The organism is Gordonia sp. 852002-10350_SCH5691597, from assembly GCF_001665715.1.
Classification (GTDB): Bacteria; Actinomycetota; Actinomycetes; order Mycobacteriales; family Mycobacteriaceae; genus Gordonia; species Gordonia sputi.
Genome location: NZ_LZMO01000279.1, coordinates 1 through 16,761, shown reverse-complemented (window position 1 = coordinate 16,761; position 16,761 = coordinate 1). Strand labels below are relative to the sequence as shown.

Sequence of the window (16,761 nt, the reverse complement as noted above, 5' to 3'; positions counted from 1 at the left end):
GCTCAGGCTGTTGCGGCGGTGGCCGACGGGTGTAGCGGCACGATGGCGCCGCTTTCCGGGCGGGTCGGATCTCGTCCGTAGGTCGAGTCGCCCTCGGGGTAGAACTGGATTGCCCAGTTGCGTAATGCGGTGAAGCCCTTGAACTCTCGCTGAGACAATGCCGGCGGATCGGAATAGCGTTGATGCGACCAGATCTCGACGTCCCGGTCGAACTGCTCGATGACCAGGTCGCTCATCACCTTGCCGTACTTGGTCAACTCGGTGGCGTCCTCTTCACCCGGCTTCTTTCCGATCCAGACCGTGAACCGCACGTCGCACGTCGATTCGTCGACCGGTGTGACCGCAGGCATCGTGCGGTTCTCGACCATCCCCCAGGACTTGGTCACGGAGCATCCGAGCCCCGCGTTCACGGAATAGACCCCGCTCGAGGCGGATTCGAGGGTGGCTCCCTCCTCGAACGCGATGGTGAAGTCGACGTAGGAGACCGGGCCTTCGAAATCGTGCCGGGTGAACTCCGGCATGAACGGCGTCTCGTGGACGAACTTGAAGTGCGCGAAGTCGACGCCGTTCTCCATGATGTACTGCGGATGTAGCTCGAGTCGCTCGTGGAACAGCGTGCCGCCGGGAATGGGTGCGTAGTAATTGTCGGCGTCGGATGGGTCGTCTCCGAATGCGGTGAACATGTCGGGTACCTCGAAATACGGTGGGCGAGAGGCTGTATCGAACCAGATCCACACCGCATGGTTGCGCTCGACTGCAGGGTAACTGCGAATGCGCCTGCCCCTGTTGGGTCTCTTCTCGTACGGGATGCAGACGTTGCGACCCTGCTCGTTCCACTGCCACCCATGGAATGGGCAGACCAGGTTCTCGCCCTCGACGCGACCGCCATACCCGAGATGTGCGCCGAGGTGCTCGCAGTAGGCGTCGAACACCGAGATCTTTCCCGACGCCGAGCGCCAAGCGACCATGTCGCGGGAGAAGTAGGTCATGCGATGGACGTCGCCGACCGCGATCTCGTGCGACCAGGCGACCTGGAACCAGCCGGTCGGTTCCATCGACAGCGGGGTCTGTGCCATGCAAAGAACCGTAGAACCCTCTGTGAAAGAGTGCAAGAGGGTTCTGTGAAAATCTCGATATGTGGCTAGACTCGATCGTCATGAGCGAGGCGACGACCACCCCCCGGCGCGCGAACAAGCGTGGTCAGGCCACGCGGGACAGCATGATCCGTGCGGCAATCGCCGCGTTGGCGACGGGTGATCCGACAGCGGTCTCGGGTAATCGGATCGCGCGGGAGATCGGTGCGACGTGGGGTGTGGTCAAGTACCAGTTCGGCGACATCGACGGTCTGTGGGCAGCGGTCCTGCGTCACACCGCGGACCAACGCGGCGACCTTCCGGCCAACGTCAAACCCGACGGGACGCTGCGAGAGAGGGTGTCCGCTCTGATCGACGCGATGTTCTACGGACTCACGACGCCGGAGGCGCGGGCCATCGAGACGCTCCGCGCGGCGCTTCCGCGCGAACACGTCGAATTGGAACGCGAATTTCCCCTCACCGCGGCCGAGTTGGCGTCGTGGAAGCCGAACTGGGACGCGGCATTCCAGCGTGCCTTCGCCGACCTCGACCTCGACCCGGGGAAGGTCCGCCAGATGGCTGCGCTGATTCCGGGGGCGATGCGTGGGCTCATCTCCGAGCACACATTGGGTACCTACGGCAACCTTGATGACGCTCGTGAGGGAATGTCAGGCGCAATCGTCGCCTACCTGTCAGAGTGACGCTGTGTCATCGCTACGTTCGGGGTTTCGTGCTGCCCACGTCCGCCTGCTCGCTGCATCGACAGTCGTCTTCGCGATACTCACGGGTGCAATCGTCGGGGGATCTGCGTCTGCAGCGCCACGGACACACGGTTCGACGGCTCCCGCGCCGGCCCCCGCGACCGGACTCGGCCCGGTAGGAACGTCACTGATGCACGGCGACCTCTGGTCGTCGGACTCGACTCCGTTCGCAGGACCGGGTCGGACGGCGCATCTCGCGGCGTCGTCGATTCCAGGTGGCGCTTGCGCCGCAACGTTTGTGGGACACGACGGCATGCCGGTGTCGCTGTGCACACAGTTCGTCGGGACCGCGCCGCTGCAGGTCGCGGTGGCGACGGTGACGCTCTTCGACCCGACGACCGCCGCGCCCATCGCGCGCAAGCAGTTGACCAAGGGCGGACTGCTCGGTGGTGTGTACGGATACCTCGACGACCGCGACCGCGTGGTCGTCGCAGACGGGTCCGGTGCGATTCTGCGTGTGGCACATCGTCATTCGACGCAGGGATGGCAACTCTTCATCGATGACCGCGTTGACCTGAAAGGTCATATCCCCGCAGGCGACGCTGTCACCGCACTCGCTCCCGACTTCGCGGGCCGCGTGTGGTTCGTGACAACGCACGGCGTCGTCGGCACGGTCGACGCCGCGCGGCGCGTGCGGTCGACGCATCTGCCCGCGGGTGAAGATCTCGGAAACGGCCTCTCCGTGCGAGCGTCGGGCGTGTCGGTCATCTCGACGCACGCACTCTACGAGATGCGCGCAGGCGTCGACGGGACACCGGAGGTGGTGTGGCGTCGTGCCTATGACCGAGGCGCGGCACGTCGCCCCGGCCAGTTGACCTGGGGATCGGGCACCACGCCCACCTACTTCGGCCCCGGTGGCGACGGATGGGTTGCCATCGTCGACAACGCCTCCCGACCCCAGTTGATCGTCTACGACAGCAACACCGGCTCGACGGTGTGCCGCATGCCCGCATTCGGCAGGTCCGGACAGGGCACCGAGAACTCGCCGATGGCCTGGGGCAACTCGCTCATCATCCCCAGCACCTACGGCTACCAGTACCCGCCCATGGCTGTCAGCGGTCCGAGCGTGCCTGCCAACGCGCCCTTCGTCGGCGGATCGACACGCATCGACGTGTCCGCAGGGGAGTGCCACCGGGTGTGGGAGAACGGCGACCGCCTCGCTTCGCTGCCCCGACTCTCCCGCGCCGACGGACTCATCCACGGCCTCGGCTACGGGTCCTATCGACCGGGATCGATCCAGCAGGTCGGGCCGATCGACTACATCGCCACCGATTCCGCGACGGGCGTCCGCGTGCGCACGCTGCACGTCGGGAACGGGCCCGTCGACGAGCCACTCGAACTGACCGGCACCATCGCGCCCGACGGCTCGCTCTGGCAGGCGACGGTGAGTCGGATGCTCAAGATCGCGAGGCGTTGAGAACCCGACCGCCCGTCGTCGGGTCCCGGATGCTCGAGATCGCCCGGTGGTGAGAGTGCGACAATCGTCACCATGACCGACCCCGATGAGTCCGACCGCATCCCGACGCAGGCCGAGCTCGATGCCGAGGACCTGGCTGCGATCGAGCGTCGGTCGAAGGACAAGGACGAGGCGGTGGTCTACCCGTCGCGGCCGACCGATCCGGGTCCGGCGCCGCGCGCGCTGACCGTACACGCGCGCGTGGCGTTCTGGGGTGCGGCGGCCGCTGGGCTGGTCGCGTTCGTCTACGGCTTCGTCAACGTGGGGACGATCAGAGGACTGCTGAGAGACCGGCTGCACGAGGGACTCGCAGCCGATCCGCGCAACGCGGCACCGGCCGACCGCATCGACCCGATGGCGAACTTCTTTCCGCCGTTCATGCTGATCATGATCGTCGTCCTCCTCGCGATCGAGTACGCGCTGCTGGTCTCCGCGGCCACGCATCACAGTCGCAACTGTCGCAACTTCTACCTCGCGGCGGTCGTCGTCAACCTGCTCTGTATCCCGATCGGGATCGACCTACTGTTCCGCTATCCGGAGGTGTGGTCGGCTCTGCCGGTCATCGGGTGGATTCAGTTCGCACTCCTGGCGATCTCCGCGCTCTGCACGATGCAGAAGTCGGTGAACCGCTGGCTCCCGCAGTCGACGCGGATGCGTCCGATGCGGATGGTGAAGGGGCGCTAGTACAGCACGAGTCTCCATGAACCGACCCAGAGTGGTGTGCACCGCCTGCGGACTCGACGGTCGGCGCAGGCGGCACACGGGCGCAGCACTATTCGTGCTTCCACTCGAGCCGTTATGCGAAGAACAGCGAACCGAAGGTGATGGTTGTGCTCGTCGCGAGAAGCGTGAGAATGACGATCCCGGATCTGGCTGCCGCGATCAGTGGGGCCGGCTCGTCGGTTCCGCCCGCGGTGACAGTGGCGGGGACATGACCTGGATCGGCGGTCGTCGTGCTCTGCGACATGAGTCTCTCCTCACTCGAATGTCGTCACGAACCCGGCGCCGCGATGAACTGCTGCTGACGCTACGGACCGCTTTGGCGCGGTGACCAGGGCAGCGGCGGTACTGACACCGCACAGCAACCCCTGGTCACGAGAAGATCACGGCGGGTGTGTCGGGGCTGGCGGCGACGATGACTTTCGCCTAATACGTAAATGAATGGTTAGCTGAGAAGATGGCGCGCCTTTCTCGACGATCCACCTACCACTCGTCGGTGTTGGCTGCCGACGATCTGTCGATGGAGGTGGTCATGCAGTTCGCGCCGGTTCGCCGTCTGTCGGACGGTGCGCTCGCCGCTGTCGAATTGCAGGTTCGAGGTCTGGCCGGAAGCGCGATGGGCACAGCGGAGGCACTGCGCCGAGCCGCACGCCTGATGGAGCAGAAGGCGCCACTCGACAAGCAGAAGATGGTGTTCGCCGGCTCCCCGCAGTCCGCGGAACTCGCCGAGATCCTCCCGGTGCTCGTCACCGTCGACATGGACTCCATCCCGCAGCACGAACTCGACGCGTTGCTGACACCGGCAACCCTGCAGCGCCTGGTCTTCTCGGTATCGCCCGCGCAGCTCCTGCACCGCCCGCACGAGACACTGGGTGCCGTGAGAGAGGCACGCAGCCGTGGACGGGTGATCTGCGTCGACGGCGTAGGTGTTGACCCGCATGCGATTTCGGTGCTCCCGCTCATCGAGCCAGACGTGATCATCACCGGACCAGAGCTGCTGTCGGTTGCCACCGAACCCGACATGGCCGAGGTCGCACATGCGCTCGCCGCGCACGTCGAACGCAGCAATGCCGTCGTCGTCGCAGAGGGAATCCACGACGAGCGGTCGCGCTCGGCAGCGAGGACCATCGGTGCGAACTACGGGACCGGACGGCTCTACCCGGCTGTCGCCAACCCGTCGGAGCTCCCGGCCGACGAGGTGGTGCCGTTCCCCGAGGTGCCGGTGTGGTCGAGCCCCGCGTCGTCGGCCGACACCCCGTATGCGCTGGCGTCCGTCATGCAGGAGCCGCGCCGCGGAACCAAGCGACTGCTCGTCGAGATGAGTAAAGCGCTCGAAGCTCAGGCCGCCGCCGCGGGACAGGCGATGATCGTCGTCGGCACGTTCCAGCATGCGCAGCACTTCACCGACACCACGTCACAGCGGTGGCGCGATCTCGCAGACGTCACGGGCTTTGCCGGTGTCTACGGCGTCGGACTGTCACACATGGTCGACGGCAACGTCAGGCATGCACCGCTCGACGCCGACGACGATCTCGTCAACGAGTGGACGGTCGCGATACTCGGGCCTCACTTCGCCGCGTTGCTCTCGGCACGCGATCAGCACGACGACGGTCCCGACCTCGAGCGCACCTTCGACTTCGTGCAGTCATTCGACCGGCTCACCGTGACGCAGGCGGTCCACAGCGTGCTGTCTCGCTTCAGCTGACTCCGGCGAGTTGCGTGGGATCCAGAGGTGCAAAAGTGTACCTCCAGGCCCCACGCAACGTAGAACCTTCATGTCCTAGGACAGGCACGCAACCTCTTTGGTGAACTCCGCCTCGTCGATGCGAGTGCTCCGACCGTCTGCGATCACCACGTCGCCGTCGACCATCACGACGTCGACGATCGAGCGTGACCCGGTGGTCAGGAGCGACGCTCCGGGATCGCGGACCGGCAACGTCGCGTAGTCGCGGTCGAACCGGACCAGGGTGAGGTCGGCGGGTGCGCCAACGCTCACGCCGCCGATCACCTCGGGCAGACCGAGCGCCACATTCGCTCCGCCACAAGCGATGTCGAGCATCGTCTCGAAACCCATGAGATCGGCGCGCTTGTGTGCCGCGCGTTGTAGATACGCTCCGATACGGAACGTCTCGAGCATGTCCTGTGTGTCATTGCTCGCCGCGCCGTCGACACCGAGTCCGACGTCGACTCCGCGGTCGAGCATCGCGGGGATCGGCGCGATACCGCTACCGAGCCGCATATTCGACAACGGGTTGTGCGACACCGCAACTCCGCGTTCGGCGAGGATCGACTGTCCGACATCGTCGAGTTCGACGCAGTGCACCGCGAGCAGCCTGTTCCACAGGAAGTAGTTGGAGTCGAGGTACTCGACCGCGCCGAGTCCCGCGTGCTCGAGACACATCACATCATCGGTAGGTGTTTCGAGTAGGTGGATCATCACCGACATGTCGCGTTCCTGAGCGAACTCGCGCAGTGTGACCATCCCCGACTCGGTGACCGATCGCGGATTCGGAATGGCAAGTGCCACACTGATCGTCGACTCTGCAGTCTGCTCGCGCAGGTGCTCGACATGGTCGAGCACCTCGTCGAGCGGCTGCATCAGTCGCGGCTCGAATCCCCACTTGCGCGTGGCATCGGGCCGATCGGCGACGCCGCGGCCGAGAACCGCGCGAATCCCGGTGTCGCGCAAAGCCTGGATCACTGCGCCGTGGACCTCGGTGGACGGGTGAGGCCACATGTGCTCGACGACGGTCGTGGTGCCCGACCGCAGCATCTCCAGACTTGCCGCAACGGCCGCCGTGTATGCACGCTCGGGTGTGATGGCGACCGACTCCTCGCCGACCGCAAGCAACCACTCGAGCAGTGGTGTGCACTCGGCGATGCCGCGCATCAGTGACTGCTGCAGATGGGTGTGCGTGTTGACGAAACCGGGGATCAGATAGCCGCCGGTCGAAATTGATTCAGCCGCAGCAGTTGTCGACGAAGCGTGGGGTGAGATCGATTCGACGACCCCGCCGACCACGCGAACATCCTGATGCTCGAGCCAGATGCCGCCCGTGTACACGGCGACGTCGGAGAACACAGAGCTCGACTGTTCTCCCGCGACCACAGTGTCGCTCATTTGGCGAAGTTCGCGGCGATGCGCTGAGCGATGTAGTCGCCGCCGGTGATCGCCGGGTACTTGCCCGCGGCGCTCTCGATCAGGGCATCGGTGTTGGCCTGCGCGAAATAGGCGATGGTGTAACGCGGGCCGGTGTATTCGCCACGACGCGGTGCGCGCACACGATGGAAGTTCGACGGGAGCTTGTCGTCGGACCAGCGCATCAACATGTCGCCGATATTGCAGGTGATCGCCTCGTCGGATGGTTCGACGGGAGTCCACGCCTGGGTGGAGGCCTCGGCACCCGGAAGCACCTGGAGGCCGCCCTGGCCCGCACGCTGGAACAGCAGCGTCAAGGCGTCGAAGTCGGTGTGAGCGCCTGCGCGCCAGACGTTCGGCTCGTCGAGCATGGCGTCGGGGAAGGCGTAGTAGTGCAGCAGGCGAAGTGTGCTCTGGTAAGTCTCGGTGCTGGGATCGTGTGCGCGAGTGAAGAATTCACGGTCGAATCCGAGCTTCTCCGCGAAGCAGCCGAGGATGTCCATCGCGAGTTTCCAGCACTTGTGCTCGAAATCGAGGAGCGTTGCCCGGAATCCGGCGAGCTCCTCTTCGGAAGGCCACAGACCATCCATGCGGGGGAGGGTGAGCTGGTAGGACTCCTTCTGATCCGGCGTGCCGACCGACGGGCGGACCTGACTGGAGAACTCCCACCCGGCGTTCTGGCCCTTCTTGAGGGGGAACTGCTCCTTGACGTCGCGAGGTAGCTCGAAGAACTTGGCCGACATCTCGAAGGCGTGGTTGACCTCTGCCATGTCGATGCCGTGATCGACGATCTGGAAGAAGCCGATATCGGTTGCGGCGGACCAGAGTTCGTCGGCGATCTGGGCGCGACGCTGCTCGAAGTCGGCAAGGCTGATGCGGCGGACCTCGCGGTCGGTGGTCTCGGTGCCCACACCGCCCATCTGCGCTTCGCGATTGAGTTCGGTCATCGCGTACGAGTCAGCGGAGGCGGTAGCCGGAGTGGTGGTGTTGCTCATGGGTGTGTTCTCTCTTCACGAATGAGATCGCGTGCGCTTTTCGACGCGGGACCCGAGAGAAGGGCCGCCACGGACGCGAACATCGGGACTCTTCCCCGTTGCTACACGTGATCTCGTAAGAATGACGATACGACAGGCGGAGCGGCTGCGCCACTCGAGAGTCCGGCGACGGGCGAGGTCAGACGACCGGGAGTCGGAGGGTCTGCTCGGGGCCCGCATCGATCGACACCGGGGTCGGGCGCATACCGCCGCGGTAGTTCGTCGATCCTCCGGAGACCACGAGCCGTAGCCGGTGGCCGGGGCCGAAGCGATGGACGACTGCGGGAAGCGTGATGGTCACCGGGTGGTTGGGATTCGAAATCCGCACCGGAGCAACGAGATTGCCGACTGTTGTTGATACTCCCGCCGCATCGACGTCGACAAGCCTGGTGAACAGCACGAGTTGGTCGGCGAGAGCCGCGCTATTCGTCTTCGGTGCTCGCACACGCAACTGCAGCGTCGGTGCTCCGACTACATCGATGGCGGCAGGCAGCGGAGCGGTGTCCCACTGTGCGAAGGTGCCCGCGACGTCGCGCTCGGGAGCGCTGATCAGTCCGAGTGCGTCGGGTTTGTCGTGTGAGGTCGGCAGTCCTGCGGGTGGCGTGGTCAGCCGTGCGGTGCCTCGACGCGGCGTCGACGAGGAGGGCACCAGGCCGTTCACCCCGGAGAGGGCGAACTCCTCGCGGTTGCCTACGTCGACAGTTGTGGCCGTCGCATAGGCGGGGGTCGCAATGCCGCGATAGTCGATCCAGTTGCGGAAGTAGGCAAAGGCGGGGCCGGTGCCGGTACCGGTTCCCTTCAGATAGTGGTCGAGCCACGCCGTGGCGCGATGCATGACGTACTGGCCATCGGGATCGGGCTTGTCGGACGAGAGGTCGCCGGGAGCGGGCGATCCCGAGTGTCCGCCGGAGAACCAGATCATCGACGTGGGGACGCCTCTCGCCGACAGTCCGCGGTGGGTGGCCAGTGCTTCTCGGAGAGTGAACAGGGTGTCCTGTTCGCCCTGCACGAGCAGTGTGGGGATTGTGATGCGATCGAGGAACGAGGCGACCGAGCCCCGTCGGAATTCATCAAGGATCGACGGGTCGACCGTTCCGGTCGTGGCCGATTGGACAAGCGCGTCGCACACTGCCGCAGGAAAGTCGGGGCAGCCTGCAAGTCGTTGCGGGTCGACAGCCGCGTGCTGGACACCGGAGACGAGTCCTCCGGCGACCAGGGTGGCGCTCCAGTTGAGCTTGACCGCACCCTGTGTCGGCGTACTGACACCGACCGTTTGGCCGGTGTTGTTGGGCGACAACGAATACGACAGGTCGTTCCAGGTCGCCATCGGCACGATCGTGTCGATCCTCGGATCGACCGAGGCGGCGGCGAACTGGATGTGGCCGCCGTAGGAGCCGCCGATCATTCCGACGCGCGGATCGTGGGAGCTGTGGGCGCCCCGATGGTCGACGCTGTCGCGTTGGACGACGTCGAGTACGGGTGCGGGCGTCGTGTGTGCGGCGTCGCGGAAGGCGATGCCGTTCGTGCCGCCGAGATAGCTGACGAGTCGCGACGCGGCGTCGCCGTCCGGGGTCGGACTGTCGAACGTGACGCGGCAACCCGATCCGCCGAACCCGAGTCCGGAGTAGGCGAGTACGACGTAACCGCGCGCGGCGAACATGCGTGCCAGCGGTGCCTGATCGTCCTTGCTGCCGCTGAAACCGTTGGTCGTCAAGATCGCAGGCGCACGCTTCGCTGACGAAACACCGTGCGGGACATAGAGATCACCGATCACGTCGCAGCGCGGTCCCGAGTTGTGCGTGACGTCGAAATGCAGCGTAGTCACCGTGACGGAGTCGGATGCATGCGCCGGTGGCGCCATGACAGCGCCGACCGCGCCCAGTAGTACGGCAAGCGTGCTGACGACGAGCGAGCGGATGAATCCCCCAAAGAGTCCAGACACCCTGAGAGCATGCCAGTTGCCGTGGGGAATCAGTAATCGTTTCGTCGACTCACTGCACGCATGACCAACGATGGACATGATCTAAAAACTAGACCGAGTCCAATTTAGCTGTTACGATGATGCTCATGCAGGATCGACAGGCCCTCGGACGACAGCTCCGTGACGCGGGGATGCGGGTCACCGCCCCCCGTCTCGCGGTGCTCGAGGTCTTGGCCGCGCATCCGCATTCGACGGCCGACTTCGTCGCCCGCGGAGTGCGGGAGCAGCTCGGGGGCGTGTCGAAGCAGACCGTCTACGACGTGCTGCGTTCATGTACGGAGAGCGGATTGCTCCGTAGCATCGAGCCTGCAGGTTCTGCGGTGCGCTATGAGACACGCACCGCAGACAATCACCACCACCTCGTCTGTCGTACATGTGGCGAGATTGTCGACATCGATTGCGTCGTCGGACAGGCTCCCTGTCTGGTTCCCGACGATGACCACGGCTACACGATCGACGAGGCCGAGGTGACGTTCTGGGGGCAGTGCCCGCGCTGTCGCGCAGCCGCGTCGAACTCCACACCGTCGATTCCGAAACCTGTTTGATTCCAACCCTTTACGAAAGCGTTTTCAGCCGCCGTGGCCCGCCCGCCACAGCGGAAGCAGGGAGCGAGGCGACGCCGCCGTCGCTCGCGAACCGACCTCAGTGCGAACAGCCCCGTCCACGAAGGAGATTCGGAGATGACACCACGCACCACCACGAACAGTGTCAGCGAGCCTGTGCTATCGCGGGTGTTCGAGTACTGGCGCAACGTCGACGAGGATCTGGGCAAGAAGGTCGAATCGGGCGTCCGAGCAGGACTCTGAGACTGAAATCTCGCTGAACATGTGCGATCTCGGAACAGCACGTTCGCGAGAGCTGTTGTAAGACAAAGAAGTACCACATCTCAGGCAGTCTCCATCTAGACAGCAGTATCCATCTGTACAGCAGTATCCATTCACGTAGCAGTGTCCATTCACAGAGGAGAACACACATGGCCATCGAACCCGCTTACACCATTTCGTCCACGGCGACCGGCGGCGGCCGCGACGGCGAGGTCGTATCCGCCAGCGGACAGATCGATCTGGACCTGCGCCCACCGAAGGAACTCGGTGGCAGCGGAGAAGGCAGCAACCCCGAGGAACTCTTCTCGGCGGGCTATGCGGCCTGCTTCCTCGGAGCACTGCGTGCGACCTCCAAGAACGCGGGCTCGCCGGTTCCCGACGACTCGACGGTCACCGTCACCATCGGCATCGGCAAGGACCCGGCCGACGGCGGGTTCGGACTCGTCGCCGACATCGAGACCTACATCCCCGGCGTCGACGAAGCCAAGGCGAAGGAACTCGCCGAGGGCGCGCACGCTTTCTGCCCCTACTCGAAGGCGACAAAGGGCAACATCGCCCACAACCTGACGGTTCGCGTCTGAGCAACTGACGCGTCCGTTGCGAGCCCGGCGCCACAGCCCGGCGCCGGGCACACCACAAGTCCGCCTACCGGCGGCAGTGCGAAAGTCCGCCCACCCGGCGGCAGCATTCAAGTCCGCCTACGGGCGGCAGCGAAAGAGAAGGAGTCACACAATGACGAACACTCCGATCACGAGCACCCTGACCGATGAGCAGAAGACCATCACCGGCAACGCGCTGCAGCAGACCCTTGTCGATCTGATCGATCTGTCTCTGGTAGCCAAGCAGGCTCACTGGAACGTCGTCGGACGGAACTTCCGTTCGGTCCACCTCGAGCTCGACGAGCTGGTCACGGTGAGCCGCGAGTTCACCGATCAGGCCGCCGAACGTGCGACCGCGATCGGCGTCTCGCCCGACGGTCGGGCCGAGACCGTCGCCAAGACGGCGGGCACCACCGGATTCGGCGACGGTTGGACGTCCGACACCGAGGTCATCGCGTCGATCGTCGAGAACCTCAAGGCTGTGATCGCCGGTCTGCGTACGCGGATCGACGAGACGGAAGAGGCCGATCCGGTCACCCAGGATCTGCTGATCTCGTTCGCCGCGAAGCTGGAGCAACTCCACTGGATGTGGCAAGCGCAGATCGCGTGAGACGACCGCGCTGTAGCGTCTAGTGCGTGAATGATCTGGGGGTCATGGTCGGCCTTGGGCTCGTTGCAGCCACGGTCGCGACCATCGCATATGTCCGAACCCGCGAGCGCGAAGCCGATCGACTGGCTCGCGCCGCGGGTTTGGCGCGTGAACTGCGTGAGCTCGCCGACGGCGATCCGGTCCGTCTCGCGGCCGTCGAGGAGTATGAGGTCACGCTGTATCAGCGGCTGTTCTACTCATCGATCGTGACGCCGCGTCTGCGCGGCGCGGCGTGGGCCCTTCTCGCTGCCGTGCTCAGCGCGGTCGGAGCCGTCGCATCGCGCGGAGACGGAGTGGTGCTCGGCGCGGTACACATCGCCGCTGTGGTGCTGGCGGCATTTTTCGGTATTGCCGCGATCGTCTACGGCGTACTCGCGCTGGTCCACGTCGCCACCACCCCGCGCGTCTCCTTCAGTGAGTCATACGACGACGCGCCGACAGGTGATGACTTGGTTGTCACCGAGACTGCCTCGACAACTCTTGAAAAAGCATCGACTCGTGAAAAGGCGTCGACTCCTGACACGGCGTCGAAGAGCGACGACTAGCTAGCCGGCCTGTTGGGCGGCGAAGCGTCGACGGTAGGTCGCGGGTGAGACGCCGACCGCTGATGCGAAGTGGTGACGCAGCAGCGTCGCCGACCCGAATCCCGCCTGCGTGGCGATCTGTTCCATCGGCAGCGACGTGGTCTCCAGTAGCCGACGCGCGTGCGCAACGCGCTGTTCGGTGAGCCATTTGTGCGGGGATACGCCCACCTCGTCGCCGAAGCGTCTGGCGAAGGTCCGCGGCGACATGTGCATGCGGGCGGCCATCTCATCGACCCGGACCTCGCGGTCGAGGTTCTCGACGAGCCAGTCGAGCATCTCGGCGAAGCCCTTCGAGCCGCACTCGGGGATCGGGGTGTCGACGAACTGTCGTTGACCGCCGTCGCGATGCGGTGGAACCACCATGCGTCGCGCGATCAGATTGGCTGCCTCGTGCCCGATTTCTTCGCGGACGAGATGCAGCGCGGCGTCGATGCCCGCCGCGGTGCCGGCACTGGTGGTGACCGGACCGTCGTCGACGAACAGTACGTCGGTGTCGACGCGGGCCGCCGGATACATGCGCGCGAGTTTCTCGCCGTAGGCCCAGTGGGTGGTGCAGCGGCGGCCGTCGAGTAGTCCGGCAGCCGCCGCGACGAAAGCGCCCGAGCACACTGTCAGGACCCGCCCGCCGTTGTCGACGACAGCGCGCACGGTGTCGAGGACCTCCTCGGGGTACTCGCCACTCGTGCTGCCGCCCGGGATTGCGACGAGGTCGACGTCGCGCGCGGCGTCGAGTCCATGCGTTGCGACGATGCTCGCGCCGTTGCCGATACTGAGCGGCTGGGAGGGGTCAGGTGCGCAGATGCGGAAGTCGAATGGCGGGCCTCCGTAACCCGTGCGATCGAGGCCGAACACCTCGTTGAGCACGCCGAATTCAAAGAGTGCGACGTTGCCGTGCAGGATCGCTGCCACCTTGTTGAGCACGTACCCAGTATGGCAGCAAATTGTCGAACGTTGGCTTTAGTGCCACTGGTGGCGGAATTTGAGCGGGCAGATAATTTCTGACATGACATTCTCAGACGCTCTCCTCCTGGTCCTTCTCGTCCTGGTCTTTGTGGTTCCGGTCATCTACGCGGTCATCCGCGTGCACTGGGACCGCGAGCTGCCTGCCATACCGTTCGGCTTCGATCACTCCGACGGACACGGCGACTGGGCGCGCGGCTCGGTGACACCGTCGGCCGACGCTGACGCGCAACGCATCGCCGACGAGTTGTCGGTGCTGCGGCTGCATCGGCGCGACTCCGCGTGACGAACCGGATGGGATCGGGCAGGCACGGGGTTGTTACGTTGGTAAGGCACGTCGGCACGGGTCGTAGGCAATCGCGAGGGGAGTGACGCATCGGTGGTCTCACGCGGACGAGCCGTCGCCCTCCTGGCGGCACTCGTCGTGATCGCGCTCCTCACTGCCGCATCGACGGTCCCGCGTATCTCCGACGTCGCGATCTTCGCCACCCCGGCGATCGGGCCGCAGGTTGTCGATGTGCCGGGCACTCCCGCAATTTCATTGAGCAGCAAGCTATTTCGCAGTTCTGGTGACGCCATCGTGGTCACCGACTCCGCTACCGGCGAGGACTGGAAACAGATCTCCGAGACCGCAGCGACAAAGCATGTCCCGGTCTTCGCGGCGCGCCCGGCGACCAGCTCAGGCGTCGAAGCCGAGTTGCGTCGACTCGGCACACGGTCGGTGTGGGTCGTCGGCGCCGGCGACACAGGCCTTCACCCGACAGCGCAACTCTCGACGACGCAATTCTCGACAGCGCACGCCGACGAACTCACCCGGTTGCGTGGCAACCCGGCCCCCGGCGGTCCGAGGCCGGTCGTCTTTGCAGCGGGGCCGCTCGACCCCGACCTGGCCGCCACCGCGGCGGCAGGCGGAACACGACTCGTCGACGTCGCAGTGCCGGACCCGCGCGCGAGTAGCGAGTCGGTGCGGGCACTGCGCGAAGCACGCGGCACGGTTCCCGTGATCGCTCTGGGACGGGCGTTCGGCGACACCCCGACGTTCGCCAGGAACGTCGAGCAGGCGGTCACCGTGCCGGAGATCCCGGGCGGCGGGCAACTCGTGGCATCCGGAAGGCGCATGGTGGCGCTATACGGTTCTCCCGGCGCGCCGTCGCTCGGACCACTCGGCCGCCAGGACCTTGCTGCGACGATCGCGCGGGTCAAGGGCATCGCGGCGCAATACCAACGGGTGAGCCGCGAACTGGTGGTGCCTGCCTTCGAGATCATCGTGACGGTCGCGTCGGCGTCGCCGGGCGACGGCGGCGCGTACACCTCGATGATCGATCCCGCGCAGATTCGACCGTGGGTCGAGGCCGCGGGCAGGGCAGGCGTCTACGTCACGTTGGACCTGCAGCCCGGACGGATGAACTTCTTGACCCAGGCCAAGCGCTACGCAGATCTACTGGCGATGCCGCATGTCGGACTCGCGCTCGACCCCGAATGGCGGCTCAAGCCCGACCAGGTGCACCTCACCCAGATCGGTTCGGTCGGAGCCGCAGAGGTCAACGCGACGTCGGACTGGCTCGCCCGGCTGACGCGTGAGCGTCGGTTGCCGCAGAAGTTGTTCGTGCTGCACGAGTTCGATACCGACATGCTCGCGAATCGTCGACAGATCGTGACGACACGACCGGAGCTGCAGACTGTCATCCATGCCGACGGACACGGGATCCCCTCGGTCAAGATGAACACATGGCGGCGAATTCTGGTCGATCTGCCGCCGAACGTCGTGATGGGGTGGAAGAACTTCTATACCGAGGACACACCGATGCTCACTCCTGCGCAGACGATGAATGTGGAGCCAAGTCCATTCTTCGTCTCGTTCCAGTAGGCCGCCGAATCGCAACCGTTGCTTTCGTGACGCGATGGCTCACTTTTTGTGTCGGATTCGAGGGGTCCTGATCTCCTCGAAGCTGAGTGGGTTACGTTGAACATGAAAGTGAGCAGTGGACATTAGACCTCTGAGCCCGCGCTGGGTCGGTGGGCGTTCGGCTGTGGCTCCGTAGAGTCTCGGCCGCTTTGTCGTGCGCTCAATTCCGCTGCCGAATGGGCTCTTCCTGATTCAGAGTGCGTGTAGGCGTTCTGCCAGGCCGCCGGAGTGGATGAGTGACCGCAAGATGTAGTGGTTGAGGTTACGGAAGCCGAGCGCGATCCCGCGTAGGTGTTCCAGGCGCCCGTTGATCGCTTCAACGGGCCCGTTGGAGGCACCGGTGTCGAAGTAGGCCAGGATCTCGGTCCGTCGAGCCCACAGCGAGCGGCCGAGTTGGGCGAGTTCGGCGAGTTCTTTCGGCACGCCGGTATGGATGCGTTTGAGCAGCTTGTACATCGCGATCTTCCCGTCACGCTTGTGCGGCTGGTCGTAGGCGTCGATCAGGTCCTGATAGACGGCGTAGGTGACCGCGACCGCCAGATGTTCCTCACGCGCTTCGAGGCCGTTGGTGATGCGGGTCTTCTGCTTGTCGGTCAACAAGCCGATTCGGGTGAGCAGGGGGCGGCGGATTCCGTAGAGCGGGTCCCCGGTGCGGCCGCGGTGTCCGCACGTATCCTGTTGCACGCGTTGACGACACACGGTGAGTTTGTCGGCGGCCAAGTGCACCACATGAAACGGATCCATCACCGCACGCGCCTTGTCCAGGGTTTCAGCGGTCGCGGTGCGATACCCGGAGAGCCGTGGGGGTGTCAGATGGTCTGTGTAAGTCCAGTGCTCATCAGTGAGAGGAAGATCTATGAGCATGGCGTTAGACGACAAGCAGCAGGGCCACGACGATCATCAGTTGCCTGAGCTGGCCGAGCCACGTTCGACTGCGGAGGTGGCCGAGGCGTTGGCGGCTTCGGGCATGGTCGATGAGTTGTTGGCCCAGATCGATACCGGGCAGGTTCAGATCACCGGGGACGGTGGCCTAATTCCGGGTCTGATCAAACTCGCCCTCGAACGTGGGCTGAAA

At 65.0% G+C, this 16,761-nt stretch carries 17 protein-coding genes and 2 pseudogenes; 12 read left to right on the top strand and 7 right to left on the bottom strand.

The features are described 5' to 3' along the window. Positions 1–2 precede the first annotated feature (2 nt). Entirely contained in the window at positions 3–1,076 is a 1,074-nt protein-coding gene (locus A5777_RS21365) for a Rieske 2Fe-2S domain-containing protein (protein ID WP_064864404.1), read from the bottom strand. An 80-nt stretch (positions 1,077–1,156) separates the two neighbouring features. Between A5777_RS21365 and A5777_RS21360 the strand changes: the two genes are divergently transcribed. The 3 genes from A5777_RS21360 (at position 1,157) to A5777_RS21350 (ending at position 3,974) form a co-directional block, all read left to right on the top strand. Continuing rightward, positions 1,157–1,774: a TetR/AcrR family transcriptional regulator gene (locus A5777_RS21360; RefSeq protein ID WP_064864441.1), complete on the top strand. Its 618-nt coding sequence runs from the start codon at positions 1,157–1,159 to the stop codon at positions 1,772–1,774. A 91-nt stretch (positions 1,775–1,865) separates the two neighbouring features. Further along, positions 1,866–3,251, top strand: coding sequence for a hypothetical protein (locus A5777_RS21355; protein ID WP_231895159.1), 1,386 nt, complete (start codon positions 1,866–1,868; stop codon positions 3,249–3,251). Positions 3,252–3,323: 72 nt separating this feature from the next. Continuing rightward, positions 3,324–3,974 carry a hypothetical protein gene (locus tag A5777_RS21350; RefSeq protein WP_064864400.1) on the top strand — a complete coding sequence of 217 codons (651 nt, stop codon included), beginning with the start codon at positions 3,324–3,326 and terminating at the stop codon, positions 3,972–3,974. Positions 3,975–4,086: 112 nt separating this feature from the next. Here A5777_RS21350 and A5777_RS25110 read toward each other — a convergent pair whose 3' ends face one another. Continuing rightward, positions 4,087–4,257, bottom strand: a complete 171-nt coding sequence (locus A5777_RS25110) for a hypothetical protein (RefSeq protein WP_197501287.1) — start codon at positions 4,255–4,257, stop codon at positions 4,087–4,089. Positions 4,258–4,542: 285 nt separating this feature from the next. On the opposite strand from A5777_RS25110, the gene A5777_RS21345 reads away from it, so the two are divergent. After that, a complete protein-coding gene (locus A5777_RS21345) occupies positions 4,543–5,715 on the top strand; it encodes an EAL domain-containing protein (RefSeq protein WP_082933788.1) in 1,173 nt (390 codons plus the stop codon). A gap of 75 nt (positions 5,716–5,790) precedes the next feature. Here A5777_RS21345 and A5777_RS21340 read toward each other — a convergent pair whose 3' ends face one another. The 3 genes from A5777_RS21340 to A5777_RS21330 form a co-directional block, all read right to left on the bottom strand. Further along, a complete protein-coding gene (locus A5777_RS21340; protein ID WP_064864398.1) occupies positions 5,791–7,131 on the bottom strand; it encodes an amidohydrolase family protein in 1,341 nt (446 codons plus the stop codon). Then, on the bottom strand, positions 7,128–8,144 hold the full coding sequence (locus A5777_RS21335; protein WP_064864396.1) for an isopenicillin N synthase family dioxygenase: 1,017 nt from the start codon (positions 8,142–8,144) through the stop codon (positions 7,128–7,130). The genes A5777_RS21340 and A5777_RS21335 overlap by 4 nt, the downstream gene beginning before the upstream one ends. A gap of 178 nt (positions 8,145–8,322) precedes the next feature. Then, on the bottom strand, positions 8,323–10,203 hold the full coding sequence (locus A5777_RS21330; protein WP_231895154.1) for a CocE/NonD family hydrolase: 1,881 nt from the start codon (positions 10,201–10,203) through the stop codon (positions 8,323–8,325). Positions 10,204–10,250: 47 nt separating this feature from the next. On the opposite strand from A5777_RS21330, the gene A5777_RS21325 reads away from it, so the two are divergent. The 5 genes from A5777_RS21325 to A5777_RS21305 all read left to right on the top strand — a co-directional run bounded on the left by A5777_RS21325 (position 10,251) and on the right by A5777_RS21305 (position 12,781). After that, positions 10,251–10,709, top strand: a complete 459-nt coding sequence (locus A5777_RS21325; protein ID WP_156529450.1) for a Fur family transcriptional regulator — start codon at positions 10,251–10,253, stop codon at positions 10,707–10,709. A gap of 135 nt (positions 10,710–10,844) precedes the next feature. Then, positions 10,845–10,970: a hypothetical protein gene (locus A5777_RS25710; RefSeq protein WP_269447018.1), complete on the top strand. Its 126-nt coding sequence runs from the start codon at positions 10,845–10,847 to the stop codon at positions 10,968–10,970. Positions 10,971–11,137: 167 nt separating this feature from the next. Continuing rightward, positions 11,138–11,569 (top strand): organic hydroperoxide resistance protein, encoded by a 432-nt coding sequence (locus tag A5777_RS21315; protein ID WP_064864390.1) that lies wholly within the window; start codon positions 11,138–11,140, stop codon positions 11,567–11,569. Between the two features lie 151 nt (positions 11,570–11,720). Continuing rightward, the gene (locus A5777_RS21310) at positions 11,721–12,197 is read left to right on the top strand and encodes a Dps family protein (protein ID WP_064864387.1); all 477 of its coding nucleotides are present in this window, start codon (positions 11,721–11,723) and stop codon (positions 12,195–12,197) included. 44 nt (positions 12,198–12,241) lie between these two features. After that, positions 12,242–12,781: a hypothetical protein gene (locus A5777_RS21305; protein ID WP_064864435.1), complete on the top strand. Its 540-nt coding sequence runs from the start codon at positions 12,242–12,244 to the stop codon at positions 12,779–12,781. Here the strand turns inward: A5777_RS21305 and A5777_RS21300 are convergent, their stop codons facing one another. After that, positions 12,782–13,741: a GlxA family transcriptional regulator gene (locus tag A5777_RS21300; RefSeq protein ID WP_064864385.1), complete on the bottom strand. Its 960-nt coding sequence runs from the start codon at positions 13,739–13,741 to the stop codon at positions 12,782–12,784. Between the two features lie 82 nt (positions 13,742–13,823). On the opposite strand from A5777_RS21300, the gene A5777_RS21295 reads away from it, so the two are divergent. Further along, positions 13,824–14,066, top strand: coding sequence for a hypothetical protein (locus tag A5777_RS21295; protein WP_064864383.1), 243 nt, complete (start codon positions 13,824–13,826; stop codon positions 14,064–14,066). A gap of 93 nt (positions 14,067–14,159) precedes the next feature. Further along, positions 14,160–15,647, top strand: coding sequence for a hypothetical protein (locus A5777_RS21290; RefSeq protein WP_064864381.1), 1,488 nt, complete (start codon positions 14,160–14,162; stop codon positions 15,645–15,647). Positions 15,648–15,878: 231 nt separating this feature from the next. Here A5777_RS21290 and A5777_RS21285 read toward each other — a convergent pair. Next, positions 15,879–16,481, bottom strand: a pseudogene (locus A5777_RS21285) (ISL3 family transposase); the annotation flags it as partial. A gap of 61 nt (positions 16,482–16,542) precedes the next feature. Here A5777_RS21285 and A5777_RS21280 point away from each other — a divergent pair. Then, positions 16,543–16,761: pseudogene (locus A5777_RS21280) on the top strand (IS256 family transposase); the annotation flags it as partial.